This is a genomic window from Nonomuraea sp. NPDC052265 (assembly GCF_044547985.1).
In the GTDB taxonomy this organism is placed as follows: domain Bacteria; phylum Actinomycetota; class Actinomycetes; order Streptosporangiales; family Streptosporangiaceae; genus Nonomuraea.
This window is the reverse complement of sequence record NZ_JBIUBJ010000002.1, coordinates 534,773-561,087: the sequence shown is the minus strand read 5'-3', so window position 1 is coordinate 561,087 and position 26,315 is coordinate 534,773. Positions and strand designations below refer to the sequence as shown.

23 protein-coding genes and 1 pseudogene are annotated in these 26,315 nt (G+C 72.8%); 15 read left to right on the top strand and 9 right to left on the bottom strand.

Annotated elements, in window-relative coordinates:
• Positions 1–29: 29 nt before the first annotated feature.
• From ACIHAD_RS07775 to ACIHAD_RS07750, 6 genes are all read right to left on the bottom strand, one after another.
• Positions 30–506 carry a (2Fe-2S)-binding protein gene (locus ACIHAD_RS07775; RefSeq protein ID WP_397353551.1) on the bottom strand — a complete coding sequence of 159 codons (477 nt, stop codon included), beginning with the start codon at positions 504–506 and terminating at the stop codon, positions 30–32.
• Positions 496–1,368 carry an FAD binding domain-containing protein gene (locus ACIHAD_RS07770; RefSeq protein WP_397353550.1) on the bottom strand — a complete coding sequence of 291 codons (873 nt, stop codon included), beginning with the start codon at positions 1,366–1,368 and terminating at the stop codon, positions 496–498. The genes ACIHAD_RS07775 and ACIHAD_RS07770 overlap by 11 nt, the downstream gene beginning before the upstream one ends.
• Positions 1,365–2,777 carry a uracil-xanthine permease family protein gene (locus ACIHAD_RS07765; protein WP_397353549.1) on the bottom strand — a complete coding sequence of 471 codons (1,413 nt, stop codon included), beginning with the start codon at positions 2,775–2,777 and terminating at the stop codon, positions 1,365–1,367. The genes ACIHAD_RS07770 and ACIHAD_RS07765 overlap by 4 nt, the downstream gene beginning before the upstream one ends.
• Positions 2,778–2,927: 150 nt before the next feature.
• Complete coding sequence (locus tag ACIHAD_RS07760; RefSeq protein ID WP_397353548.1) at positions 2,928–4,256, bottom strand: uracil-xanthine permease family protein; 1,329 nt, start codon at positions 4,254–4,256, stop codon at positions 2,928–2,930.
• 103 nt (positions 4,257–4,359) lie between these two features.
• The gene (locus ACIHAD_RS07755; protein ID WP_352363868.1) at positions 4,360–4,569 is read right to left on the bottom strand and encodes an RNA-binding S4 domain-containing protein; all 210 of its coding nucleotides are present in this window, start codon (positions 4,567–4,569) and stop codon (positions 4,360–4,362) included.
• Between the two features lie 11 nt (positions 4,570–4,580).
• Positions 4,581–6,191: a PucR family transcriptional regulator gene (locus tag ACIHAD_RS07750; RefSeq protein WP_397353547.1), complete on the bottom strand. Its 1,611-nt coding sequence runs from the start codon at positions 6,189–6,191 to the stop codon at positions 4,581–4,583.
• 130 nt (positions 6,192–6,321) lie between these two features.
• Between ACIHAD_RS07750 and ACIHAD_RS07745 the strand changes: the two genes are divergently transcribed.
• The 8 genes from ACIHAD_RS07745 to ACIHAD_RS07710 all read left to right on the top strand — a co-directional run bounded on the left by ACIHAD_RS07745 (position 6,322) and on the right by ACIHAD_RS07710 (position 16,361).
• A complete protein-coding gene (locus ACIHAD_RS07745) occupies positions 6,322–7,170 on the top strand; it encodes a DUF2877 domain-containing protein (RefSeq protein ID WP_397353546.1) in 849 nt (282 codons plus the stop codon).
• Positions 7,167–8,516 (top strand): FdrA family protein, encoded by a 1,350-nt coding sequence (locus tag ACIHAD_RS07740; protein ID WP_397353545.1) that lies wholly within the window; start codon positions 7,167–7,169, stop codon positions 8,514–8,516. Before ACIHAD_RS07745 ends, ACIHAD_RS07740 begins: the two co-directional genes overlap by 4 nt.
• A 52-nt stretch (positions 8,517–8,568) precedes the next feature.
• On the top strand, positions 8,569–9,939 hold the full coding sequence (locus ACIHAD_RS07735; protein ID WP_397353544.1) for a DUF1116 domain-containing protein: 1,371 nt from the start codon (positions 8,569–8,571) through the stop codon (positions 9,937–9,939).
• Between the two features lie 202 nt (positions 9,940–10,141).
• Positions 10,142–12,280 carry a protein kinase gene (locus ACIHAD_RS07730; protein WP_397353543.1) on the top strand — a complete coding sequence of 713 codons (2,139 nt, stop codon included), beginning with the start codon at positions 10,142–10,144 and terminating at the stop codon, positions 12,278–12,280.
• Between the two features lie 48 nt (positions 12,281–12,328).
• The gene (locus tag ACIHAD_RS07725; RefSeq protein WP_397353542.1) at positions 12,329–12,901 is read left to right on the top strand and encodes a TetR/AcrR family transcriptional regulator; all 573 of its coding nucleotides are present in this window, start codon (positions 12,329–12,331) and stop codon (positions 12,899–12,901) included.
• A gap of 96 nt (positions 12,902–12,997) precedes the next feature.
• Positions 12,998–14,188, top strand: a complete 1,191-nt coding sequence (locus ACIHAD_RS07720; RefSeq protein WP_397353541.1) for a Cmx/CmrA family chloramphenicol efflux MFS transporter — start codon at positions 12,998–13,000, stop codon at positions 14,186–14,188.
• Positions 14,189–14,203: 15 nt separating this feature from the next.
• Positions 14,204–15,019 (top strand): MOSC domain-containing protein, encoded by an 816-nt coding sequence (locus ACIHAD_RS07715; RefSeq protein ID WP_397353540.1) that lies wholly within the window; start codon positions 14,204–14,206, stop codon positions 15,017–15,019.
• Positions 15,020–15,095: 76 nt separating this feature from the next.
• The gene (locus ACIHAD_RS07710; protein ID WP_397353539.1) at positions 15,096–16,361 is read left to right on the top strand and encodes an MFS transporter; all 1,266 of its coding nucleotides are present in this window, start codon (positions 15,096–15,098) and stop codon (positions 16,359–16,361) included.
• Positions 16,362–16,374: 13 nt separating this feature from the next.
• On the opposite strand, the gene ACIHAD_RS07705 is transcribed toward ACIHAD_RS07710, so the two are convergent.
• Together ACIHAD_RS07705 and ACIHAD_RS07700 are read right to left on the bottom strand one after the other, a co-directional pair.
• Positions 16,375–17,949, bottom strand: a complete 1,575-nt coding sequence (locus ACIHAD_RS07705; RefSeq protein ID WP_397353538.1) for a bifunctional 3'-5' exonuclease/DNA polymerase — start codon at positions 17,947–17,949, stop codon at positions 16,375–16,377.
• A 15-nt stretch (positions 17,950–17,964) separates the two neighbouring features.
• Positions 17,965–19,452 carry a metallophosphoesterase family protein gene (locus ACIHAD_RS07700; protein ID WP_397353537.1) on the bottom strand — a complete coding sequence of 496 codons (1,488 nt, stop codon included), beginning with the start codon at positions 19,450–19,452 and terminating at the stop codon, positions 17,965–17,967.
• A gap of 129 nt (positions 19,453–19,581) precedes the next feature.
• On the opposite strand from ACIHAD_RS07700, the gene ACIHAD_RS07695 reads away from it, so the two are divergent.
• The gene (locus tag ACIHAD_RS07695; RefSeq protein WP_397353536.1) at positions 19,582–19,992 is read left to right on the top strand and encodes a hypothetical protein; all 411 of its coding nucleotides are present in this window, start codon (positions 19,582–19,584) and stop codon (positions 19,990–19,992) included.
• Here ACIHAD_RS07695 and ACIHAD_RS07690 read toward each other — a convergent pair.
• Complete coding sequence (locus tag ACIHAD_RS07690; RefSeq protein ID WP_397353876.1) at positions 19,971–21,545, bottom strand: FAD-binding oxidoreductase; 1,575 nt, start codon at positions 21,543–21,545, stop codon at positions 19,971–19,973. The genes ACIHAD_RS07695 and ACIHAD_RS07690 overlap by 22 nt on opposite strands.
• Positions 21,546–21,576: 31 nt before the next feature.
• Here ACIHAD_RS07690 and ACIHAD_RS07685 point away from each other — a divergent pair, with 31 nt between their 5' ends.
• The 6 genes and pseudogenes from ACIHAD_RS07685 (at position 21,577) to ACIHAD_RS07660 (ending at position 26,313) form a co-directional block, all read left to right on the top strand.
• Positions 21,577–22,086: a TetR/AcrR family transcriptional regulator gene (locus tag ACIHAD_RS07685; protein ID WP_397353535.1), complete on the top strand. Its 510-nt coding sequence runs from the start codon at positions 21,577–21,579 to the stop codon at positions 22,084–22,086.
• The gene (locus ACIHAD_RS07680) at positions 22,079–23,566 is read left to right on the top strand and encodes a glycerol-3-phosphate dehydrogenase/oxidase (protein ID WP_397353534.1); all 1,488 of its coding nucleotides are present in this window, start codon (positions 22,079–22,081) and stop codon (positions 23,564–23,566) included. The genes ACIHAD_RS07685 and ACIHAD_RS07680 overlap by 8 nt, the downstream gene beginning before the upstream one ends.
• Before the next feature lie 110 nt (positions 23,567–23,676).
• A complete protein-coding gene (locus tag ACIHAD_RS07675; protein ID WP_397353533.1) occupies positions 23,677–24,546 on the top strand; it encodes a sucrase ferredoxin in 870 nt (289 codons plus the stop codon).
• A gap of 100 nt (positions 24,547–24,646) precedes the next feature.
• Entirely contained in the window at positions 24,647–24,958 is a 312-nt protein-coding gene (locus ACIHAD_RS07670) for a WhiB family transcriptional regulator (RefSeq protein ID WP_125634885.1), read from the top strand.
• 71 nt (positions 24,959–25,029) lie between these two features.
• Positions 25,030–25,874 (top strand): annotated as a pseudogene (locus tag ACIHAD_RS07665) (esterase-like activity of phytase family protein).
• Between the two features lie 67 nt (positions 25,875–25,941).
• Positions 25,942–26,313: an alpha/beta fold hydrolase gene (locus ACIHAD_RS07660; protein WP_397353532.1), complete on the top strand. Its 372-nt coding sequence runs from the start codon at positions 25,942–25,944 to the stop codon at positions 26,311–26,313.
• Positions 26,314–26,315: the final 2 nt, after the last annotated feature.

The following is a 26,315-nucleotide window of genomic DNA, read 5'->3' as shown; positions in this document are numbered from 1 at the left end:
CGCACGCGGCCCACCGGCCGGGGCCGGGCTCATGACTCCTCCGCCAGCAGCTCGGCGGCGCGGTGGACGGCCTTGACGATGTTCTGGTAGCCGGTGCACCGGCACAGGTTGCCGGAGACGCCTTCGAGCACCTCCTCGTGCGTGGGCGCCGGGTTGTCGGCCAGCAGGGCGGTGACCGTGCACAGGAAACCAGGGGTGCAGAAGCCGCACTGCAGGCCGTGGCACTCGGCGAAGGCCCGCTGCACCGGCGAGAGCCCGTCCGGGCCGGCCAGGCCCTCGACGGTGGTGATCTCGCGCCCGTCCACGGTGACCGCGAACGTCAGGCACGACCGGATCGGCTCGCCGTCGAGCAGCACCGTGCAGCAGCCGCAGACGCCGTGCTCGCAGCCGACGTGGGTGCCGGTCAGGCCCAGGTCGTGGCGCAGGCAGTCGGACAGCAGGCGGCGTCCGGGGACGCCGACCCGCCTGGCCGTGCCGTTCACGGTCAGCGTGATCTCATGTTCCACCGGTCGCCGTCCCCTCCCGTGCCGCCTCGCGCAGTGCCCGTTCGGCCAGCACGCCCACCAGGTGCCGCCGGTAGGCGGCGGTGGCGTGGATGTCCCCCTCGGGGTCGGTGCCCTCCCGCACGGTCCGCGCGACGGCGGACCAGTCCACGCCGGCGGCCGTCCGGCGGCCGCACTCGCGCGTCACGTCCATCAGGACGGGGACCGGGCCCACGCCGACGCAGGCGACCCTGGCCGCGGCGATCCGCAGGTCGTCGTCGAAGATGACCACGGCGCAGACGCCGGCCAGGGCGTAGTCGCCGTGCCGCCGGGACACCTCCTCGAACGCCGTCCCCGCCCGTCCGCCGAGCGCCGGGAAGTACGCCGACACGGCCAGCTCGTCCGGGCGGACGTCGGACTCCATGGGCCCGACGAAGAACTTCCGGGCCGGCACGTCCCGCTCGGTGATCCCGGCGGGCGTCCAGCGGGCCAGCCGTACCGAGCCGCCCAGGACGGCCAGCACCGCGGGCAGTTCGGCGGCGGGATCGGCGTGCACCAGGCTCCCGACGACCGTGCCCCGGTTGCGGATCACGGGGTGGGCGACCAGCCGCAGCGCCTTCGTCAGCAGCGGGTGCGCGCCGGACCGGGCCACCCGCGAGTGCCGGGCCAGCGCGCCCACGCGCACCCCGTCGCCGCCCGCCTCCACCGCGTCCAGGGCGGCCAGGCGGTTGATGTCGACGACGTGCTCCGGGGCGGCCAGCCGCATGTTGAGCATGGGGATCAGGCTCTGGCCGCCGGCCAGCACCTTGCCGCCTACCTCCGCGAGCGTCCGCAGCGCCGCGCCGAGGTCGCGGGGCGCGTGGTAGGTGAACGGCGGCGGTTTCACCCGGCCTCGCCCGGGGCCGGCCGCGGTGAGCGCCCGGCGATGACCCGCAGCAGGTGGTAGCCGCCCACCACCACGACGGTGCCGAGCGCGATGCCTTCCAGGGAGAAGTCTCCGCCGATCATGTGCGTCACCGGTCCGATCGCCAGGATGATGCCCGCGCCGATCGGGACCATGTTGACCGGGTCGGCGAAATCCACCCGGTTCTCGATCCAGATCTTGGCGCCGAGTAGTCCGATCATGCCGTACAGGATGACGGTGACGCCGCCGAGCACGCCGCCCGGCGTGGCGGCGACCAGCGCGCCGAACTTGGGGCACAGGCCGAACAGGATCGCGATCACACCGGCGATGTAGTAGGCGGCCGTGGAGTAGACCTTGGTGGCGGCCATGACGCCGATGTTCTCGGCGTAGGTGGTCGTGGGCGAGCCGCCGACGGCGCTGGCGACAACGGTGGCGGTGCCGTCGGCGATGATCGCCCGGCCGATGTAGGGGTCGACGTCGGTGCCGGTCATCTCGCCGACGGCCTTGACGTGGCCGACGTTCTCGGCGATGAGCGCGATCACCGCGGGCAGCACGAGCAGGACGGCGGAGAAGCGGAAGTCGGGCGCGTGGAAGTCCGGCAGCCCGAACCAGTCGGCCTTGGCCACGGCGTCGAAGCCGACCCGGTCGTGCGGGAAGGCCGTGGCCACGCAGTACGTGCCCTCGGCCGGGCAGGGCGCGCCGGCCGCGTCGCGCAGGTTCTGGCCGGGCAGCACGGAGGTGACCGGCCCGGCCACCCGGTCCAGCACCCAGGACAACACGAACCCGGTGACCAGCCCGATCAGCACCCCGACGCGCCCGGCGAACCCCTTGAACGCCACGATCACCACGAACGTCACCAGCATCGTGACCAGCGCCACCCACTGGTCCTGCCCCCAGTAGACGTCGGCGACCACGTACGCCAGCCCGAACCCGATGAGCATCACCACCGCGCCGGTGACGACGGGCGGGAAGACCCGGTGGATGATCTGCACCCCGAGCACGTGCACGGCCAGCCCCGCAAGCGCCAGCACGAGCCCGGCCACCAGGATCGAGCCGGTCACGACGGCGTCCGCGACGGACTGGTCGGTGCCGACGGCGGCCCTGATGGCGAACACGCCGCCGACGAACGACGCGCTGGTGCCCAGATAGCTGGGCACCTTGCCCTTCACGATCAGCAGGAACATGATCGTCGCGACGCCGGACATCATCACGGCGACGTTCGGGTCGAGCCCCATGACCAGCGGGAACACGAACGTGGCGCCGAACATCGCGATCACGTGCTGGGCGCCGAAGCCGATCATGCGCGGCCAGCTCAGCCGCTCGTCGGGCCTGACCACCTCGCCGGGCGCCAGATGCCTGCCGTCACCGTGTCTGGTCCATCCGAAAACCATCTGCGCCCTCTCTTCCGGGCCGGCGACCGTGCCTTTGCGGGCACATTAGGACCGCTGCGAGGCGGCTACACGGGCATGATCTGCCAAATCTCCCGCGATCACCAGAGCGAACCTCTCGTACGGGCGGGTCGCCGGCCGGTCAGAGCGGGGTTATCGGCCGGTTTCGGGCACCGGTTCGCGGCGCGTGGCGCGCAGCAGGTGGTAGCCGGCGAGCAGCACGATCGTGCCGAGCGCGATGCCGCTGAGGGAGAACGTGCTGGTGATCGGGAACGCGACCGGCCCGATGGCGCAGATGATGCCCGCGCCCACCGGGACCAGGTTGACCGGGTCGGACAGGTTCACCTTGTTCTCGACCCAGATCTTGGCGCCGAGCAGGCCGATCATGCCGTACAGGATGGTGGTGACGCCGCCGAGCACGCCGTCGGGGGTCGCGGCCACGAGCGCGCCGAACTTGGGGCACAGGCCGAACAGGATCGCGATGACGGCCGCGATGTAGTAGGCGGCCGTGGAGTAGACCTTGGTGGCCGCCATGACGCCGATGTTCTCGGCGTACGTGGTGGTGGCCGGGCCGCCGACCGAGGTGGCGACCACGGTGCCGACGCCGTCGGCCATGATGGCGCGGCCCATGTAGCCGTCGACGTCCGCGCCGGTCATCTCGCCGACGGCCTTGACGTGGCCGACGTTCTCGGCGATGAGCGCGATCACGACCGGCAGCACCAGCACGATCGCCGACACCTCGAACACGGGACCGTGCAGGGACGGCAGGCCGATCCAGTCGGCCTTGGCGACGCCCTGGAGGTCGACGCGGAAGTGCTCGGTCACCTTGCCGGTGGCGTCGGGGGACAGGATCTTGCCGCCCACCACGTCCCAGACCCACGACAGCACGAACCCGAAGACCAGGCCGAGCAGCACGCCGATCCGCCCGAGGAAGCCCTTGAAGACCCCGATGAACACGAACGTGGCCGCCATCGTCAGCAGCGCCACCCACGGGTCCTTGGGCCAGTAGACGTCGGCCGCGACGTAGGCCATGCCGAACCCGATCAGCATCACCACGCCGCCGGTGACGATCGGCGGGAAGACGCGGTGGATGATCTGCACGCCCAGCAGGTGGATGGCCAGCCCGCACAGGCCCAGCACGACGCCGACGGCGAGCAGCGCGCCGGTGACGGTCGCGTCGCCGCCCCCGGCCGCCCTGATCGCCACCACGGCCCCCACGAAGGACGCGCTCGACCCGACGTAGCTGGGGATCCTGCCCTTGACGATGAGCAGGAACAGGATCGTCGCGACGCCGGACATCATCACGGCGAGGTTCGCGTCGAGCCCCATGACCAGCGGGAACACGAACGTCGCGCCGAACATGGCGATGACGTGCTGGGCGCCGATGCCCACCATCCTGGGCCAGGAGAGCCGCTCGTCAGGCTTGACGACCTCTCCCGGCGTCAGATGTCTCCCGTCGCCGTGCAGCTTCCACCTGAACACCGCGAACCCACCTCAATCTTCCGCCTGACCAGCGGCGACGTCTTCCGGACAATGTCGGAGAGCACAATAAGGGGTGTCGCGACCATCCGGATACGGCGGGCCGTTATTGCACGTGGATCGTGAACCCGTCGCCGCTGACCACCTGGCCCGTACGGATCTTCGCCGTCTTCCGCAGCTCGACCTCGCCGTCGACCTGGACCAGGCCCTCGGCGATGAGGTGTTTGGCCATGCCGCCGGTCTCGGTGACGCCGCAGTACTTCAGCAGGTCGCACAGCGGGATGTACTCGGAACGCAGTTCGAAATCCAGATCCACGAGCCCCAAGCCTAGATGCCGCGCATGCGCAGTACGTGCAGGGCCAGGGTCAGGTTGAGCCGCAGGTGGGGATCGTCGGTGAAGTTGCCGAGCAGGCGTTCGAGCTTCCCGATCCGGTAGCGCAGCGTGTTGTAGTGGAAGTGCAGCCTGCGGGCGGTCTCGGCGACGTTGAGGTTGGTCTCCAGGAGCACCTGGAGGGTGCGCCGCAGGTCGGCGTTCTCGGCGTCCTCGTCCCAGGCCAGCGGGCCCAGCGTCTCGCGGACGAACGCGTGCAGCTCGCCGGTGTCGTTCACCAGCGACAGCAGCCGGTAGACGCCGAGCTGGTCGAAGTGCGCGACCGCGCCCGGCCCGTGGAGCTGCCGGCCCACCCGGGCCGCCTTCAGCGCCTGCGAGTACGCCTCCGGCAGCGTCTCCGCCCCCGGGCTCGGCCGCGAGGTCCCGGTGGAGAACGTCGCGGGCGGCACGTCGGCGAACGCCGAGGCCGCGTCCTTGGCGACCCTGGCGGCGTCGAGCGAGGCGTCCACCACGGCGACGACCTCGTGCGAGAACCCGGCCACCGCGCCGCGCGGGTCGTGCCGCCGCACGGCCGCCGTCCAGCAGGACACCAGCCGGTCCTGGGCGCTGCGCTCGTCGCCGTCGGGGTCGAGCTCGGCCACCAGCACGATGACCGGCCGTGCCAGGTCCCAGCCGAACGCCCTGGCCCTGGCGTTGACCCGCTCGGCCGTCCCGGCCCGGCCGGTGAGCGCGTCGCGCAGAAAGTCGGCCCGGTACTTGCTCTCGACGGCGTTGACCGCCTCCTGCCGGGTCACGACCAGCGCGGCGACGGTGGCGGCGCGTTCCAGGATGCCGATGTCGCTGTCCCTGATCGCGCCGGTGGCGCTGTAGGCGACGATCCGGCCGTGGTGGTGGCCGCCGGCCAGCACGGGGGCCGAGGCGAACGCCCTGCCGCGCCCCGGCACGTCGGCGGCCCGCGCGGGCGGCGGTCCCTCTCGGGAGATCGACTCGCGCAGCGCGGCGACGTGCTCGGCCGCCCCGGCGGTGGCCAGGACGCGGCCGGAGCCGTCCACGGCGGCCACGGCCACGTCGAGGAGCTGTGCCACCTCGGCGGCGACCTCGTTCAGCCCGCCGCCGGCCAGCACCACGTGGACCAGCGCCCGGTGCGCCTCCTCGGCGCGGGCGAGCACGGCGGCCTGGCGGTTGAGTATGTCGGTGAGCACCTGGTTGAGGATGTCGTCGAAGCCGACGTCGTTGGGCAGCAGGATGAGCGGGAAGCCGAGCCGGTCGGCCTGCTCGGTCATCTCGGCGGGCAGTTCGTCCACGTACCGGCCGAGCTTGATCGCCAGGGCGGCCAGGCCGCGCTCGTCCAGGTCGGCGACCAGGCGGCCGAGCGACTGCGGCGTGTTGCGCAGCGGGTAGCCGGTGGTCAGCAGCAGCTCGTGCGGCTTGACCCAGGCCAGGATGTCGGGCACCTCCATGACGTTGAGCCGCTGCACGATGCGCCCGAGGCCGCCCTCCCCCGCGATCAGCCTGGCCTCGGCCAGCGTCGAGACGCCGAGCACCTCTCCGACGGAGACGCCGTGGATGATCGTTCCGGTGCTGGCCAGACGCACGGGGGGCTCCATGTGGTGATTGTGACTCCACAGGTGGTCTGTCAGGAAGAGCCAACCTTCCCGCTGACTGTTGGCAAATTTCTCCGTACGGAGGGTTCTCCGGCCGTTCTACGGTCAGGACCAGGGTCCGATGGGAGGTTCGGTGACCGTCAGTACTCATGCGCGGCGTGTCCGCGTCCGCGTGACGGGCGCGGCGAGCACGGCCCTGCGTCCTGTGCTGGAGGGCCCGCGCAGCCCGGCCCGGGTGCTCGCGGCGTTCTCGGCGGGGATATACCTGGAGGTCAGGACCGACCGCGAGCCTTCGGTGATCGCCCTCATCACCGGCGAGGCGGCCCGGCTGCCCAACTCGGTGCTGCTGGCCACGTCGCTCCCCCAGGTCACCGTGGGTGACGACGCCTCCGTGGGCGACCGCGGCGTCGAGCTGGGCTCGCTGAGCCTCGGCGTCCGCCGCTGGTGGGACCCGGCTCCCGCGCTCGGCCCGGTGGACCCGCTGAGTCTGGCCGGCGTCGTCCTGGACGGCCCGGGACGGCCGGGCCTGGCCGGGAACGACGCGGTCGCGCTGTTGGCGCGCAGTTGCGCGGAGGCCCGGCTGCTGGGCGCGGTGACGGCGGCGGAACGGCTCGTGGGGCTCGGTCCGGGGCTCACGCCGAGCGGCGACGACGTCCTGGCCGGGCTGCTGGTGACGTTGAGGCACCTCGGCGCGGCGACCGGCACGGAGCGGGCGGTCTGGCTGGCCGACTGGCTGGCGGCCACCGTCACCTTCGACGCGCGCACCCGTACGACGCCGATCTCGGCGACGCTGCTGCACTGCGCGGCCAGGGGCGAGGCCAGCCCTGAGGTGACCGGCGTGCTGCGCGGCATCGCGGGCAGGCAGGCGCTCGAACCGGCGTTGCGGCGGCTGCACCGGCTGGGCCACACCTCGGGCGCCGACCTCGCCCAGGGCATCTCGATCGGGCTGGACTCGGTCCGGGCGCTGAGCAGGCGCCGGTGAGCGACGACCTGATCCAGCTCCGAAAAGGGACGTACCACGACTCGGTCACTCTGATGCGAATAAGTCGTGCGCTGACCAAAATGCCGGGTGTGGAGGTGGCGATGGTGGCCATGGCCACCGAGCTCAACCTCGCCATCGTCCGCGACCTCGGGTTCGAACCCCCGTCCGCGGGACCCGGCGACCTTCTCATCGCCCTCCGGGGCGCCGACCCCGCGCGGGCCGTCGAGGAGCTGGACGCCCGCCTGACCGCGCGGACCGCAGCCGCCGCCACCGCCACCGCCACCGCCACCGAGGAACAGCCGCCGCTCACCACCCGCTCGGCCGCCAGGACGCCGGCCGACCTGGTCCTGGTGTCCGTGCCCGGCGAGCACGCCTTCTGCGAGGCGTACGACGCCGTCGAGGCCGGGCTGCCGGTGATGATCTTCAGCGACGGCGTGCCCCCGGCCCAGGAGCGGTGGCTCAAGGAGCTGGCCGAGGAGCGCGGCGTCCTGGTCATGGGGCCTGACTGCGGCACCGCCGCGATCGCGGGCGTCGGGCTCGGCTTCGCCAACGTGCTGCGGCCCGGGCCCGTCGGCCTGGTCGCCGCCTCCGGCACGGGCGCCCAGCAGGTGTCCTGCCTGCTCGACTGGGCGGAGGCGGGCGTCAGCCACATCCTCGGCGTGGGCGGCAGGGACCTGTCGGCCGAGGTCGGCGGGCTGTCCACGATGCGTGCCCTGCGGCTGCTCGACGACGATCCGGCCACCGAGCTCGTCGTGCTGGTCGGCAAGCCGCCGGACCCGGAGGTGGCGCGGACCGTCCGGGAGGTGGCCGCCGGGCTGCGCACGCCGGTGGTGGAGGCGGTGCTGCCGGAGACCGACCTCACCGAGGCCGCCGGGCTGGCGCTGCGGGCCCTGGGCCGGAGCGTGCCCGCGTGGCCGTCGTGGCCGGGGGCGCGGCGCGGGGAGCCGCGGCGCGTCCGGGGCCTGTACGCGGGCGGCACCCTCTGCGCGGAGGCCGCCGTCCTGGCCGGGCCCGGCGAGTTCACCGACTTCGGGGACGACGCCTACACCAGGGGCCGGGCGCATCCGATGATCGATCCGACGCTGCGCCTGGAGGCCCTGTCCCGCGTCCGGGCGGACGAGGTGGTGCTCATGGACGTCGTGCTCGGCCACGCCGCCGACCCCGACCCGGCGGCCTCGCTGGCCGGGGCCGTCGCCCATACGCCCGCCACCGTCGTGGTGGCCCTCGTCGGCAGCGCGGGCGACCCCCAGGACCTGCACCGGCAGGCCGCCGCGCTGCGCGAGGCCGGGGCGGCCGTGTTCGTCTCCAACGCCGAGGCCGCCCGCCACGCCAGGAGCCTCCTGTGACCGCCCTGACCCCGCCTGTCGTTGTCGTCCGCCGTGCCGCCTGGAGGGTGTCGTGAGCCTGTTGTCGGGGCCGCCGCGGGTGATCACCGTCGGCGCGGGGCTGCTCGACGAGGCGCTGGCGGCCCAGGCCGTGCCGACGACGCCCGTCGCCTGGCGTCCGCCGCTGCCCGGCACCGCCGACGCCCTGGCCGAGGTGCTGGCCGACCCGCGCAGGACGGCCGCCAACGAGCTGGCCGTGCGCAGGCTCACCGGCGCGCGGCCGTACCTGGTGGGCTTGCGGCGGGCCGCCGAGGTGCTGCCCGTGGGGACGTTCCTGCACGCCGGGCCGCCGATCGAGTGGGAACGCGCCTCGGGCCCGATGCGCGGCGCGCTGATCGGCGCGATGTTGCTGGAGGGCCTGGCGGGCGACGAGCGGGAGGCCGAGGCCGGGCTGGCGGCGGGCGCGGTCGCCCTGCGGCCCTGCCACGAGCACGCCACGGTGGGGCCGATGGCGGGCGTGGTGAGCCCGTCGATGTGGCTGCTGGAGGTACGCGACGAGGAACACGGCGGCACCGCCTACTGCTCGCTCAACGAGGGCCTGGGCAAGGTGCTCAGGTACGGCGCGTACGGCCCCGAGGTGCTCGACCGGCTGCGCTGGATGGACGAGGTGCTCGGCCCGGTCCTGGCGGCGGCGCTGGCCCGTACCGGCCCGATCGACCTGCGCTCGCTGATCGCCCAGGCCCTGCAGATGGGCGACGAGCTGCACAACCGCAACCGCGCGGCCACCTCGCTGCTGCTGCGCGAGCTGGCCCCCGCCGTCGTCGAGGCCGCGCCCGCGCAGGCGGCGCAGGTGCTGCGCTTCATCAACGGCAACGACCACTTCTTCCTCAACGCGGGCATGGCCGCGGGCAAGGTGAGCACGGACGCCGCCCGCGACATCCCCGGCTCGTCCCTGGTCGTGGCCATGGCCAGGAACGGCACCGACTTCGGCGTGCAGGTCTCCGGGCTCGGCGGACGCTGGTTCACCGGCCCGGCCGGGGTGCCGGACGGGCTCTACCTCGGCGCGTACGGCCCCCAGGACGCCAACCCCGACATCGGCGACTCCACGATCACCGAGACCTTCGGGCTGGGCGGCTTCGCGATGGCCGCCGCGCCCGCGATCGTGCGCTTCGTCGGCGGCGAGGTGGCCGACGCGGTACGGGCCACCCGCTCGATGTACGAGATCACGCTCGCCGAACATCCCGCCTACCAGATCCCCGGGCTCGGATTCCGCGGCACGCCCGTCGGCATCGACGTGACGCTCGTCGCCAGGACGGGCATTCTGCCGGTCGTCAACACCGGCATCGCCGGACGTGTCGCGGGCACCGGCCAGGTCGGCGCGGGGCTGGTCGAGCCGCCCGCGCAGGCGTTCACCAGCGCCTTGATCGCGCTCGCCGCTGAGTAAGTGATCAGTTTGAAAATCCGTGTTTCGGCACGTCAGGGCAGTTGTAAAGGGTCTTCGCCTTCCATTACCGATTTTCCGCCGATATCGTGGCGAACCTCATAATCTGCAAGTAGCGCATGGCGCACGGTGTCGCGTACGGCGATCTACCGCACGAAGTGGTCACGCTCTGATGTGACGGATGAGGCTGAATGGGGGCGGCAGGATGGCAGCCGACCGCTTGCTCGGCGGGCCCGGCCCGGACCAGGGTGCACCGGGGGGTGACCCGCAGAGCCAGGGGCGTCTGGTCGGCAGGCGTTACCGGTTGATGTCGCCGGTCGGCAGGGGCGGCATGGGCATGGTGTGGCACGCCCACGACGTGCTGCTGGACCGGGACGTGGCGGTCAAGGAGCTGATCCTGCCGTACGGGCTGGATCAGGCGGGCAAGCAGATGGCGCACCGGCGCATGCTGCGCGAGGCCAGGTCGGCCGCGCGGCTGACGCATCCGGGCATCGTCACCGTCCACGACGTCGTCGAGGAGGACGGCCGCCCGTGGATCGTGATGGAGCTGGTCCGCGCCTGGTCGCTGGAGCAGGCCGTACGGCAGAGCGGCCCGCTGCCGGTGATCCAGGCCGCCGAGATCGGCATCCGCGTGCTCGACGCGCTCCGGCACGCGCACGCGGCCGGCATCCTGCACCGCGACGTCAAGCCGGGCAACGTGCTGCTGACCTCGGACCGGGTGGTGCTGACCGACTTCGGCATCGCCGCCATCGAGGGCGACGTGACGATCACCCAGACCGGGCTGCTCATGGGCTCACCCGCGTACGTGCCGCCGGAGCGGCTGTCCGGGCAGCCGATCGGGCAGGCGGCCGACCTGTGGTCCTTCGGCGCGACGCTGTACGCGGCCGTGGAGGGGCGGCCGCCGTACGAGGGGCCGGACGCGATCGCGGTGCTGGGCGCGGTGCTCACCCAGGAGCCGATCAGGCCGCAGCGGGCCGGGTCGCTGCTGCCGGTGATCGAGGGCCTGCTGCGCAAGAACCCGGCCGAGCGGCTCACCTCCGAGCAGGTCGCCGAGATGCTCGAAGCGGTGCTGCGCGCCCACGGCTCGGCCCGGCCGCGTCCGGCCGAGACGCTGCCGGCCGAGTCGGACCCGACGCCGGTGGGGTTGCTGCCGCCCCTTGAGTTCCCGTCCGGGCCGATGCCGTCGCGCATCGTGGAGACCCCTTCGGGGCCGGTGCGGGTGCCGTACGATCCGCTGGCCGGTCCGGCGGGCGGGTACGCGATGCCGCCCTACGACGGGCTGTCGAGCCCGTCCGGCAGCCATCGCACCGACCAGCTCCCGTCCCCGGCCGGCGGCTTCGACGCCTTCGGCGGCCCTTCGGGGCCGCACCGGATGGAGCCGCCCGCCGACGACCCGGACGACCTCGACGCGCCCGCCCCGCCCGCGCCGCAGCCGATCCTGCCGCTGACCTCGGACAGCAGGGCGGCGGTCACCCCGGCCCCGTGGCCGCTGGCCTCGGCCGACGACCTGCGCGAGCACTCGCGGGACCTGTCGCACGACATCAGCCACAGCCGCCTGGCCACCCTGCCCGGCTCCGGCGCGGGCTCGCGCACGGGCGCCACGCGCACCGGCCAGTCCAGCACCGGTTCCACGCGGACCGGTTCCACGCGCACCGGATCCGCCCGCACCGGATCCGCCCGCACCGGGCCCTCGCGCTCGGGCACGAGCCGCCGCCGGATCCAGGACGGCGGCGGCCCCTGGACGCGCAACGGCAGGCCCACGCCGCTGCTGATCGCCGGCGCGGTCGCGGGCGTGGCCGTGGTGATCGGCGCGATCGTGGTCATCCTGTCCGGCGGCGCGCCGCAGGTCTCGCCCGGCACGTCGTCGGCCGCCGCCACGAGCGCGGCGCCGCGGAAGGCCGGGCCGTCCCCGGTGCCCGACGGCTACAAGGAGCACACCCCGCCCGGCTTCGCGGCGGCGGTGCCGGACGGCTGGAAGCCGGCCACCTCGGGGGACGAGGCCACGTTCACCGGCCCCAAGGACTCCGGCACCCGGATCACGGTCGAGCAGGCCGCCCCGCAGGCCGACGGGCTCGCCGAGCTGAGCCGCCGCGAGACCGACGGCGGCGTGGAGGGCTACATCCAGGTGCAGCTCCGGGCCACGGACTACCGCGGCTGGAAGGCCGCCGACTGGGAGTACACCTACACCTCCAAGGACGGCGTCCCGATGCACGCCCTGACCCGGTACGTCACGCTCGACGACAAGACCGCCTTCATGATCTCGTTCGACATGCCCGAGCTGAAGTGGGACGACCAGGCCGAGGCCCGCAAGGTGTTCCTGGACACGTTCCGCCAGACCACCTGACCCCTCACATTTGTATCGATCATTCCAAAACGTGCTAGCGTGCTCCTCATGGCACGACCACGCACGTTCGAGGAGGACCGCGCCGTCGAGGCGGCCATGCGCGCGTTCTGGGACGCGGGCTACGAAGGCACCTCGACCCAGGACCTGTGCGAGGCCACCGGCCTCGGCCGCAGCAGCATCTACAACACCTTCGCGAACAAGCGTGACCTCTACGAGCGGGCCCTGCGCCGCTACCAGGAGGAGCGCACGTCCGCGCTGATCGACCTCATGGCCTCCGACCGGCCGGCCGTGGAGAAGATCCGGACCGTGCTGTGGCAGGCGGTCGACTGGGAGGCCGGCGACCCGGCCGGCTGCCTGGTGGTCAACGCCCTGGTGGAGATGGCTCCGCACGATCCGGAGATCGCCGCCCGGCTGCGCCGCGACGGCGACCGGCGGGTGGAGGCGATGCGGGGCGCGATCGAGCGCGGGCAGGCCCTCGGCGAGCTCGACGCCGACAAGGACGCCCTGGCGCTGGCGCACTTCGTCGTGGCCACGGTCAGCGGCATGCGCGTCGCGGCCAGGGGCGGCGCGGGCCGGACGGTGCTCGAATCCATCGCGACGACCGCGCTGGCCGCTTTCTGACCTTCCCGCCCCCCTTTCTGGCCGCTTTCCGACCTTCCGCACCCCCTGCTTCGTGTCCGAATTTTGTACTGAGCGTTCTAAAATTGAGGAGTTCTCATGCCTGTGGCGGTGTTCATCCTGGGGTTGGCGATCTTCGCCCAGGGCACCTCGGAGCTCATGCTGGCCGGACTGCTTCCGGAGATGGCCGCCGACCTCGGCGTGTCCGTCCCGGACGCGGGGCTGCTGATCTCGGCGTTCGCGATCGGGATGCTGGTGGGGGCGCCGGTGCTGGCGGTCGTGACGATGCGCTGGCCCCGCCGTACGGCGCTGCTGACGTTCATGGCGGTCTTCGCGCTGACCCACGTGGCCGGGGCCCTGACCTCCAGCTACGGGCTGCTGTTCGCCACCCGCGTGGCGGGCGCGTTCGTCTACGCCGGGTTCTGGGCGGTCGCGGCGTCCACGGCGGTCGGCCTGGTGCCGCCGAACGCCCGGGGCAGGGCGATGAGCATCGTGGCGGGCGGGCTGACCGTGGCCACCGTCGTCGGGCTGTCCCTCGGCACGGTCATCGGCCAGCATCTCGGCTGGCGCGCCGCGTTCTGGGCCGTGGCCGCGCTGTCGGCGCTGGCGGCCCTGGGCGTCCTGGCCACGATCCCCGGCGGCCGGCCCGAGCGGGCGGACGCGCCGGGTGTCGCCGCTCAACTGCGGTCGGTGCTGAGCCCGCGCCTGTGGGTCGCCTTCGCCACCACCGCGCTGGCGACCGGCGCGCTGCTGGTCTCCTTCAGCTACCTGAGCGCGATGCTGGTGGACACGACCGGCATGGAGGCCGCCTGGGTGCCCGCCGTCCTGGCGCTGTACGGCGTCGGCGCGATGATCGGCATCACGATCGGCGGGCGCACCGCCGACACCCGCCCGTTCCCGACCCTGTACGCGGGGATCGCCGGGCTGGTCGTGACCTCGGTGCTGCTGGCCCTGGCCGCGCCGGTCGCGGTGCTGGCCGTCCCGCTGGTCCTGCTGCTCGGCGGGTTCGGCTTCGCCACCAACCCGACGCTGAACACCCGCGTCTTCACCCTGGCCAAGGACGCCCCCACGATGGCCGCCGCGATGAACGTCTGCGCCTTCAACGTCGGCATCACCGTCGGACCGTGGCTCGGCGGGCTGGCCATCGGGGCGGGCGCCGGATACCCGTCCGTCGGCTGGATCGGCGCGGTGCTCGGCGTGGCGGCCCTGGGCGCGGTGGCCCTGTCCGCCCGGCCGGGCCGGGCGCCGGTCGCGGCGGCCCACCGGGCAGAAGCCGTCCCGAGGCCGTGAGGTACGGTCCTGGCCATGGAACTGGCGAGCATCCACTTCTATCCGGTCAAGTCCACCGCCGGGCACGACGTCCGTGAGGCCGAGGTGCGGCCGTGGGGGCTGGCCGGTGACCGGCGGTACCTGGTGACCGACGGGCAGGGCGGCATGCTGACCGCCCGCGAGCACCCGAGGCTGCTGGCCTGCGTGGCCGAGCTCGACGGTGACACCCTCACCCTGACCGGCCCGCACGCGCCCCCGCTGCGCGTCACCCCCACCGCCACCATGACGACCGTGACCGTCTGGCGCACGCCGGTCGAGCTCACCGACTGCGGCGACGACGCGGCCCGCTGGCTGTCGGACCTGATCGGCCGCCCGGCGCGGCTGGCCTGGCTCGACGACCCGACCCGCCGTCCCGTCAACCCCGAGTACGGCCTGCCCGGCGACCGGGTGAATCTGGCCGACGGCTATCCCCTGCTGCTGACCACGACCGCGTCCCTGGACCGGCTCAACGACTGGATCGCCGAGACGGCGGCCGAGCGCGGCGAGGAGCTCCGCCCACCCCTGCCCATGCACCGCTTCCGGCCCAGCGTGGTGATCGACGGGGTGGAGCGGCCGTTCGCCGAGGACGAGTGGAAGCGGCTGCGCATCGGCGAGGTCTCCTTCCGGGTGACCAAGGGCTGCGACCGCTGCGTGCTGACCACGATCGACACCGCGACGTACACCAAGGGCAAGGAGCCCATCAGGACGCTGTCCCGCCACCGCAAGCGGGACGGCAAGGTCTGGTTCGGCATCAACCTGATCCCGGACGCCCCCGGCACGATCACCGTGGGGGATTCCGTCACCATCCTCTGAAATAGGCACCTTTCCCAAGAGAAATGGATGCCTGTCCTCTTTGGGTGGATGTCGGGGGCTATGCGAGACTTCACAGGTGACCAGCACCCCCACGAAACCCCCCGTCTCGCTGCCTGACCTCGCCAACGTCCAGCGTCGGACCCTGGCCGTCCTGTCCGCCGCGCAGATCGTGGGTGGCGTGGGAGTGGCCGTCGGGCTGGCACTCAGCTCGGTGGTCGTCGACGAACTGTCCGGCTCGACCGTGATCAGCGGGTTCGCCGGGACCGCGACCGTGCTCGGGGCGGCGCTGCTCGCGCTGCCGACCGCGCGGCTGTCGAGCCTGGGTGGCCGCCGGGCGGGCCTGTCGCTGACCTACCTGGCGGCGCTGGCGGGCTGCGCGATCTCGGTGGCCGCGATCAGCCTGGGGAACTGGCCGCTGCTGCTGGCGGGGCTGGTCCTGGTCGGCGGCGGCAGCGCGGGCAGCCTGGCCGCCCGCTACTCGGCCACCGACCTGTCACCGCAGGGCCACGCCGCCCGGCACCTGTCGCTGGTGGTGTGGGCCTCGACGGTCGGCTCGGTCGCCGGGCCCAACCTGGCCGAGCCCGCCGACCGGATGGGGATCCAGGCGGGGCTGGCGGCCAAGGCCGGGCCGTTCGCGTTCGCGGCGCTGGCGTTCGCCGTGGCGTTGGCGATCATCATCGGCGGCCTGCGTCCCGACCCGCTCAAGCTGGCCCGCGAGCTGGACGGCGCCCCGGAGCCCGGCCCCGGCCGCCACCGCACGATCAGGACGGGCCTGCGCACGCTGCGCGAGACGCCCATGGCCCGCCGCGCGCTCGTCATGATCGCGGTGGCTCACACCGCGATGGTCTCGATCATGTCGATGACCCCCGTGAAGCTCCACCACGACGGCTCGGACCTGAACGTCATCGGCCTGGTGATCAGCCTGCACATCGCCGGCATGTACATGTTCTCGCCGGTCGTCGGCTGGCTGGCCGACCGGGCGGGCAAGGTGCCGGTGCTGGTGCTCGGCTCGGCGCTGCTGCTCGCCGCGGCCGTCCTGGCCGGCACCGCGGGGCACCGGGTGTGGCAGGTGACCACCGCCCTGGTCGTGCTCGGGCTCGGCTGGTCGTGCGGGCTCGTCGCCGGGTCGGCGCTGGTCACCGAGTCGGTGCCGATCGACCGCCGTCCCGCCGTGCAGGGCCTTTCCGACCTGCTGATGAACGTCTGCGGCGCCACCGGGACGATCATCGCGGGCGCCATCGTCGGCGTCCTGTCCTACGGCGTGCTCGGCCTGGTCGTCGGCGTCATGGTCACCCTGGCCGGCCTCTGGCTGGTCTCGGCCCGGTACCGCGACCACGCCTGACCCGCCCGGACGGTCACTTGGCGTCGCCGTAGGACGCGACGGCGACGGTCTCCATCGGGAAGCGCACCGGGGTCGAGCCGAACAGCAGCCTGCTCGCCTCGGCCGCCGCCGCCGTCACCGCCGCGGCGACCTCCTCCGCCTGCTCCCGCGGGCAGTGCACCATGACCTCGTCGTGCTGGAAGAACACCAGCCTGGCGGGCTCGGGCAGCTGCCCGCGCAGCACCGCCAGCAGCGCCAGCGCCCATTCGGCCGCCGTGCCCTGCACCACGAAGTTCCTGGTGAACCTGCCTCGGTCGCGGGCCGCCCGCGCGCCCTCCGGGCCGGACACCAGCTCCTTCCACCGCTCGGACGGCGGCGGGCTGGTACGCCCGAGCCACGACCGCACCAGCCGCCCGTCCTCCCCGGCCTTGGCCGCGTCCTCGACGAACTGGTACGCCTTCGGGAAGCGCTGCCGCATGACGGCCAGCAACTTGGAGGCGTCGCCGCTGGTGCCGCCGTACATGGCGGACAGCATCGCGATCTTGGCGTTGCCGCGCTCGCCCCCGAACGACTGGGCCAGCGCCGAGTAGAGATCGATCTCCCCCGCCGCCCTGGCCAGCCCTCCGTCGCCGGCCATCGCGGCCAGCACCCTCGGCTCCAGCTGGGCCGCGTCGGCGACGACCAGCGTCCATCCCTCGTCGGCCACCACGACCCGGCGCATCACCTTGGGGATCTGCAGCGCACCGCCGCCGCTGGTCGCCCACCGCCCGGACACCACGCCGCCGACGACGTACTCGGGGCGGAAGCGCCCGCCGCGCACCCACTGGTCGGCCCACACCCAGCCGTGGAAGCTGTACAGCCGGGCCAGCTCCTTGTAGGCCAGCAGCGGCGCGACGGCCGGATGCTCGATCTTCTTCAGCTCCCACGACCGGGTCGTCTTCAGCGCCACCCCCGCGCCCTTGAACGCCTTGACGAGCTGCTGCACCGAGTCGGGGTTGACCGGGCGCCCGAAGGCCGCCGCGACCTCGTCGGCCAGCGCCTGCAGCTTGGACGGGCGCATGCCGTGCACGGGCCGCGGCCCGAGCAGGTCGGTGAGCAGCGCGTCGTGCACGTCCCGGCGCCAGGGCATGCCCTCGTGCGACATCTCGGCGGCGACCAGCGCGCCCGCGGACTCGGCGGCGACCAGCAGCCGGAAGCGGCCCGGCTCGGGCAGCGCCTCGATGCGGCGGAGCTGGTCGGCCAGCACCTCGGCCACCGCCTCGGCCCCCAGCGGCTCGGGCGCGAACAGCGTGCCGGGCACGCTCGGCTGGTCGTCGGGCACCGGCAGGCCGTGCAGCCGGGCGTGCGCGGCCCGCGCCGAGCGCGGCTCGCCGTAGCGGCCCTCATGGGCGAGCAGCAGCCCCTCGGTGAGCGCGAGGTCGTGGCAGCGCGCGACCCGCACGCCCCGCTCCAGCAGCGGCGGGTACGTCTCCCGCGTGTCGGCCCAGACCCATCGCGGGCCGCCCCCGGCCTCCAGCTCCCGCACCTGGGACGCCGGATCGGCCGCGCGCCGGGCCGTTCCTCCGACGGGGAGCACCGTCTCCCCCGCTACCACGACATACACGCACATAAGGGTGCCAAACGGCTACGACAAACCGATGTGCACCTCGTCCTCCAGCGGCGGCCGGAGCTCCTGCTCCAGGCAGCCGGTGGCGGCGAAGCAGCGCAGGGTCAACTGGCCGGGCGTGACGGACACGTGCAGGAACTGCTTGAAGAACGGCGGACAGTCCCAGTCGGACAGCTCCGACAGGAAGCGGTGGAACACCTTGTCCACCGGCAGCCTGAACGGCCACGGCCAGGCGCCGAGCAGCCGCGCCGCCCAGCGCATCCGCCGGGTGACCGTGACCGGGCCCTCGATCGGCCGGGCCGGGCGGTTGCCGATCCGGCGGGACATGATGCACACCGCCTCCTCGGGCGTGAGGCGCAGCCAGTTCATCCGCAGCCGGCGGGCGTAGAGCTGGCTGTAGAAGGACAGCGAGTCGCCGCGCAGCGGGTAGCACTTGAAGTCGTCCTCGGCCACACCGGCGACGTCCACCCTGTCGATGATGTGGGTGGCGTGCATGAACGCGCCGCCGCCGCCGGTCACGACGTACTGGATCACCCGGTCGCCCACCTTGACCGGATAGCGCTGGTAGTTGTGCACGTCTCCGCCGATGGCCGCGACGTACCGGTGGGCCGGGTCGCGCACGATGTCATCGATCGTGCCGCCTTCCTCCAGCGGTGACGGCTTGTAGACGTTGCCGGTGTAGATGGGCTTCCCGGTCACCAGGATCTTCGGCCGCGGGTCGAGCGAGACGCGGCGCAGCCAGGCCGTCTGCGCCTTGTCGATCACGTTCCTGATGCCGGTGTCCACGCCCACGACGACCAGGCTGTCGCTCTCGATCGCCCAGTACGGCGCCGGCTGCGCGGCCTGCTGGGCCGGCCGTCCGCGCAGCTCGCGCGCCTCGGCCAGCCTGGCCTCGTCGATCGTCTCCGGCTTGCGCCACAGCAGGCCGCGCAGCCCGCGGTCCGGCTTCGGCTTGAGCGGCGGGGCGTCGCAGAAGACCCGCATGAAGCCGCCGAGCCCGTCGTACCAGTCGTGGTTGCCGGGGACGGCGTAGATCGGCGCCTGGTAGTCCTTGTACGGGCGGAAGAACTTGTTCCCGTACTCGTTGCCCGACCCCGTCGGGTAGATGACGTCGCTGGCGATGACGGCGAACGACGTGTCCTGCCCCAACCTCAGCATCCCGGGGACGACGGCGTACTGGGAGGCGTCGCCCTCGCCGGTGTCGCCGAGAATCAGGAAATTGAAATTTCCCCCGACGCCGGGCTTGATGCGAAATTCCGGATCTATCCCGCGCGCTTCCTGAGCCGCGATCCACCGTTCCCGCACCTCCCCGGAAGGATCACCGAACAATCCGGCCAGGATCTCGTTCCTGGACAACCAGAGTGTGCGTAAATTCAGCCAGGTGAATCCGCCCTTGTCCGGCCTGAGCTGGGCGAACGTCCCCGGTTCCGCACAGGCCCACCCGGCCCCCGCCTCCGACACCCGTGAGGAATGCTGCTTCCCGCGCTCGGCCGCCACTTCCACCATGACCACATCTTTACCGGCATCTACCATTGGCGCACACTCAACGCTCCGTACTCCCGGAAACACAGATGGTGCGGCATGGTGTAACCTCACGTCCCCAAGCAAGCCCTTGGGACGCGGAGGTGGGCTCCCATGACCAGGAACGGCCCGGACGACGCGACCCGGATGGGCACCCCCGACGAGGCTGCCGTGCAGGCGCTGCTCGCCTACGCCCTGCGTCTGCCCCGGTGGGGCGGCCGGGGCGTCGACCGGGCCCGCGAGGCCATCGCGCAGAGCCGGGCGCTGGCCGCCCGCTTTCCCGCCGAGCACACCGGCCTGCTGGTCCACTGCCTGCGCAGCACGGCCGGGCTGCTGTTAGACCGCTCCCGCGCCGTCGAGGCGCTGCCCATGGCGCAGGAGGCGGTGGCGCTCAGCCGCGGTCTCGGCGGCGGCCACCTCGCGGTCTCCCTGTACCGGCTGGCCGAGGCGTACGAGGCGCTCCACCGCTACAGCGACGCCGCCGAGGCGCTGGCCGAGGCCGATCAGATCCCGGGCGGCGACTGAGGGACGAGCACCCCCGGATTGAGGATCCCGGCCGGGTCCAGCCGGTCCTTGACGGCCTGGAGCACGCCGACGCCCAGCGGGCCCAGCTCCGCGCCGTAGGCGGCCCGGTGGTCGCGGCCCACCCCGTGGTGGTGCGAGATCGTACCGCCGGCCTCGACGATGGCCGCGTTCACCGCCTCCTTGGCCCGCTCCCACTGCTCGACGGGGTCGCCCTCCTGCGGGGTGACGACGGTGAAGTACAGCGAGGCGCCGGTCTCGTACACGTGGGAGACGTGGCACATGACCAGCGGCGAGCCGAGCGCGCCGAGCAGGGCCAGCCGGACCGCGTCGTACAGGCGCGGCAGGTTCGACCAGAACCCGGCCGTCTCCAGGGTCTCCACGGTGGCCCCCGCGCCGAGCAGCGAGTCGCGCAGGTACGGCGCGGAGAAACGGCCGTGCTCCCACGCCTGGCCGGGCTCGGGCCCCATCGGCTCGCCGCCGTGCCGGGCCAGGACCGCGGCGGCCGCGGCGTGCCGGTGGCCGATCCAGTCGCCCTCGACGCCGAGGATCACCAGGCAGCCGGACTCGCCGCCGCCGATCGCGTCCGGCCGGGCCAGGCCGATCATGGTCTCGGTCTCGTCGGAGAGCCGCAGAACGGTGGGAAGCGGGCCTTCCTGGGCGAGTGCCCGCACGGCGGCCGTCCCCGCTCGGAACGACTCGAACCGCCAGCCCTCGTAGCGGCGCTCGGCCGGACGCCTGCGCACCCGCAGCCGCAGCGACGTGATGACGCCGAACGCCCCCTCCGACCCCAGGACGAGCTGGCGCAGGTCGGGCCCGGCCGCGGACTTGGGCGCACGGCCGAGCTCCAGCGTGCCGGACGGCGTGGCCAAAGTGAGGCCGACGACCATGTCGTCGAAGCGGCCGTACCCGGCCGAGGCCTGGCCGCTGGAGCGGGCCGCGGCGAAGCCGCCGAGCGTGGCGTACTCGAAGGACTGGGGGAAGTGCCCGAGCGTGAGGCCGTGCTCTGCGAGCAGCCGCTCGGCCTCGGGCGCGCGCACGCCCGGCTCGAAGTCGGCCACCATCGACTCGGCGTCGACCGAGCGCAGCCGGTCGAGCCTGCCCAGGTCGAGCGCGATCACGCCGGTGAAGCCGGCCCGCGCGGCCACGAGCCCGCCGACGACGGAGGTGCCGCCGCCGAACGGCACGACCGCGACCCGCTCGGCCGCGCACAGCCGCAGCAGCTCGGCCACCTCGTCGTGGGAGCCGGGCAGCACGACCGCGTCGGGGGCGTCGGAGCCGTCCCCGGCGCGCATCCGCAGCAGGTCGGGCGTGGACTTGCCGCGCGTGTGCCGCAGCCTGGCCTCGTGGGACGTCAGCACGTGCTCGGGCCCGGCGACGGCCGCGAGCGCGGCCAGCACCGGCTCGGGCAGCGCGACCGGCGGCAGCCGCACCTCGTCGAAGGCGGCGGCCGGGGTGTCGGGCGCGCGCACGCCGAGGAGGTCGTGCAGCAGCTTGCGGATCTGTTCGGGCAGCTCGCGGGCCTTGGCGGGGTCGCCCCAGCCGCACCACAGCATGGGTTCACCGGTCACGCATACACTGTGACACATGACGTCGAACCGTCACAATGAGGGTGTGCTGGACGCGGCACGCGCGTGCGTGCTGGCCTACGGCGTGCGCAGGACCACGCTCACGGACGTGGCCAGGCGGGCGGGCGTGTCGCGGATGACGATCTACCGCCGCTGGCCGGACGTGCGCTCGCTGGTCGCCGACCTGATGACGCGGGAGTGGGTCGAAGTGGTGTCGCGGCTCGACCTGTGCGATCCGGTGCCCGCGATCGTGGCGGGCGTACGCGGGCTGCGCGCGCACCCGCTGTGGCGGAAGATCGTGGAGGCGGACCCGGAGCTGCTGCTGCCGTACCTGCTGGACCGGCGGGGGGCGAGCCACGAGGCGGTGCTGGCCCTGCTGGAGCCGGCGGTCGGCGGTCCGGCCAGGGCGCGGGCGGTGCTGCTGGTCGCCCAGTCGTTCCTGCTGTCGGCCCCCACGATGCTCGACCCCGTGACGCTCGACGACCTGGACGCCGAACTCGCCGCGCTGCTGGAGGCCTACCTTGGATAGCTCGCTGAACGCCCGCAGAAGGTCGTACGAACTGGGCGTGGTCGCCGCGGAGCGGCTCGACGTGCTGGTGGTGGGGCTCGGTGCGACGGGAGCCGGCGCGGCCCTGGACGCCGCCTCCCGAGGGTTGAGGGTGGCCGCGATCGACGCCCACGACCTGGCTTTCGGCACGTCGAGGTGGAGCTCCAAGATGGTGCACGGCGGGCTGCGCTACCTGGCCAAGGGCCAGGTGGACGTGGCCCACGAGAGCGCGGTCGAGCGCGGCATCCTGCTCAGGACGACGGCTCCGCACCTGGTCAAGGCCCATCCGTACCTGCTGCCGCTGACGCCGGCGGTCTCCCGGCGGCAGGCCGCCCTGGTGATGGCCGGCTACCGGCTCGGCGACGGGCTGCGGACCGCCGCGCGCACGCCGCGCCGCCTGCTGCCCGGCCCCTCGCGGCTCGGCGCTGCGCGCGCCCACACGCTCGCGCCGGTGCTGGCGCGGGACGGCCTGCGCGGCGGCCTGCTGTCGTGGGACGGCCGGCTGCTCGACGACGCCCGCCTGGTCGTGGCGCTGGCCAGGACCGCGGCCGGGCACGGCGCCCGCGTCCTGACCCGCTGCCGGGCCCTGCGGCTCACCGACGGGGGCGCCGAGGTGCGCGACGAGCTGACCGGCGAGCAGTTCACCATCCGGGCCAGGGCGGTGGTCAACGCGACGGGCGTGTGGGCCGGGCAGCTCGACCCGGCGGTGCGGCTGCGGCCGTCCCGGGGCAGCCATCTCGTGCTCGACGCCGGGACGCTGCCGGGGCTGATCGCCGGCATGCACGTGCCCATTCCCGGAGAGAGCAACCGATTCGCGCTCGTACTCCCCCAGGGCGATGGGCGCGTCTACGTCGGGCTGACCGACGAGCCGGTGGACGGGCCGGTGCCCGACGTTCCCGAGGTGCCCGCGGAGGACGTCACAGCGCTCCTGGAGGTGCTGAACGGCATCCTGGAGACTCGGGTGACCCCTGAGGCGGTGGCGGGCGCGTACGCGGGCCTGAGGCCGCTCCTGGCCGCGGACGGACGCACGGCGGACCTCTCGCGCCGGCACGCGGTCCTGTCGGACGGCGGCGTGGTCACGGTCGTCGGGGGCAAACTCACCACATACCGGCGAATGGCCGAGGACGCCGTGGACCGGGCGGTCTCCCTCAAAGAGCTCAGCGCCGGACCGAGCCGGACGAAGAAGATCCCGCTGGTCGGCGCGGGCCCGCAGCCGGGCGGAGTGCCGACGCGGCTCACCGAGCGGTACGGCAGCGAGGCCGAGGCGGCGTACGAGCTGGTCAAGGCCCATCCGGAGGAGATCGGGCTCGGCCTGACCAAGGGCGACCTGCTCTGGTCGGTCCGGCACGAGGGCGCACTCGACGAGGCCGACCTGCTGGACCGCAGGACCAGGATCGGCCTGGTCGCCGCCGACCGCGACCGGGCGCTGCCCGCGACACGCGACGTCCTCGGGAGCCGGTGACCCCGCCCCCGAACCCGCCGATGCATTAGGTTATCCTTACCTAATTCTTCGGGAAGGGGGAGGCGTTGGCGAGGGGCTGCGAGCACATGGCGGGCTGCCACACGGCAGCCATGCCCACCCTGGCCAGCGCCACCGCGGGAGCCAGGCTCTGGCTGCTCGTCGAGTACGCCGGCCCATGGCCGTCCCACCTGGAAAGCTTGCAACTTCCTGAAGAAATCTCCGAACTCGTGCGCAGAGCGCTCGAACGCGGTATCAGGCCCCAGCTCATCAGGCGTCCGGGGAAGCGGACCCGCCAGCGGGACCAGGGAATCCGTGTGCTATTGGCCTACGCGGCGGGCGACCACCCCTGGTTGGCGGGCGGTGTCGTCGCAGGTCCGGACGATCTTGACCTGGACGCGTTCGTGGCGGGAGCAGTCCCGGAGTCCTGCATACTTGAAGACGAGCCGGTATTTCTGGTCTGCACGCACGCCAAGCGCAATGTGTGCTGCGCCCGCATTGGACTACCCCTCGCTCGGTCGCTGGCCGAATCTTTGCCGGACAGAGTGTGGGAAACGTCACACGTTGGCGGCGATCGCTACGCCGCCAACCTCGTGTGCTTGCCACACGGAATTTTCTACGGCAGCATGTCTCAGGCTGCTGCACTGGCAGCGGCTAACGCGTACCGGTCGGGCGAGGTCATTCTCGACCGTCTCCGGGGGCGCGCAGGCATCCCTGAGCCATTGCAAGCCGTCGAGCATTTTGCCCGAGCCCATACGGGAGAGTGCTCCGTCGGCGCAGTGGCCGTGGAATCCTCCAGGTCGGACGGCGACGTCACCGAAGCAGTCGTGCGCTGCGGAGACGTCCGGTTCCAGGTTGTGGTTGAGCCATCGGCGTTCACAGCGCCGTGTGGTACGGCTTGCGCCGAGACGATCACCACCTACCGGCTGGTTTCGCTGGACAGGCTCACGCCTGTGCGGTACGCCACGCCCGCCCTCGCCTGACTAGGGAACATCACGGCCCGTCCTTGCGTTGGAACAGTGACGCCAAAAGCGTCCAATGCGGCTCAATTACCGAAATACCTCTCACGAAGGTGGTTTTCTCATGTCTCAGGTACGTCGGCAGCTCGCCCGCCCGCGCCCCAGCTGGGGTTGGCAGGATGATGCCGCGTGCCGGGGTGAGGATCTCGTGCTCTTCTTCGGCCCCGACGGGGAGCGGCAGCCCGAGCGTGACGTACGTGAGCGGAAGGCCAAGGCGATCTGCGCCGGATGCCCTGTCCGCAACGAGTGCCTAGACTACGCGCTGTCCCGGCCGGAGAAGTACGGCACGTGGGGCGGTCTCAACGAGGACGAGCGCGCCAGCGAGCGTCGCCGTCGCATGCGCCGCGCCGCCAGCGCCGGCATCTCCGCCGCCTGACACACCTCGGCAGCATCAACGATCATCGCGTGATCACTCAGTTGTCCCGATGAACCGGAGCCTGGCCTTCCATGTCCAGGCTCTGGCGAACCCGGTCGGGGCAACTGCCTGATCAGGCCCGAGATCGTCATCCCGCACAAAAGCATCGCCCGGCCACCCCGCCCAGTCTCGGGCAGGGGTGGCCGTCGCGTTTCCCACCACGCACGCCTTTCCTCCGGGCATGCGGGGTTCGTCAGGACAACGGCTGCGGCAACAAGGCCAACAGCGCCGACTTCCTCCTGCGCGTGCACAACGTCAAGCCGGACTTCGCCGCCCGGAGCGTCGAGATGCTCGGCGGCTTCAACCTGACCGATCCGCGCGGGCTCGTCCCGTTCGCCCCGACCCGCCAGGGCCGCACGCTGACCGGCTCCGACTTCGACGTCGAGTCGATCGTGCGCGCCACGGACGGCACGTACTTGATCGGCGACGAGTTCGGCCCCTTCCTGCTGCACTTCGACCGCGAGGGCCGGCTGCTCGACACCCCGATCGAGCTGCCCGGCGTCAAGGCCCCCGAGAACCCCTACCGCTGCGGATGAACGAGTTCGACCTGCGCGAGCGCGCATACACCGGGCGCATGTGGACGTACCGGCTGGAGGACCCCTCGCACTCCATCGGCGACGCCATCGCCGTGGACGCGAACCGCTTCCTCGTCATCGAGCGGGACCCGCGTGGCCTCGGCGGCACCCCCGGCACGTTCAGGTTCCCGTTCCAGACCATCGAGGACGTGGTCGTCCTCGACCACCGCACCCTGGGCGTCCTGGACGACAACGACTTCCCCTTCTCCAGCGGCCGCACGCCGGGCCGTCCCGACGACAACGAGTTCATCACCGTCCGGCTCTCGCGCGGCCTTCAGGCGGATCCGCGAATTCTTCGGTAGAGGCGTGCAGAGAAGCGTGGGCCGGCTCCGACCTCCTGGCGACAAGAGCCCGCAGAAGGAGTTCGACATGCAGTCCACGCTTCAGACCGTCATCTCGGCCGACGGCACCCGCATCGCGTTCGAGAGCAGCGGCGACGGCCATCCGGTGATCCTGGTGGGCGGCGCGTTCAACGACCGCACCACCGTCGCCGCCCTCGCCGCCGCGCTCGCCCCCGGCTTCCGCGCGATCGCCCACGACCGCCGGGGCCGGGGCGGCAGCGGCGACGCGCCCGCCTACGCCGTCGAGCGCGAGATCGAGGACCTCGCGGCGCTGATCGAGCACGCGGGCGGCCCGGCGAGCCTGTTCGGCCACTCCTCCCGCGCCGTCCTCGCGCTGGAGGCCGCCGCGTACGGCCGGCCGGAGGCGCTGCTTCCGGCTCTGGCGGACTTCCTGTCCTGAGC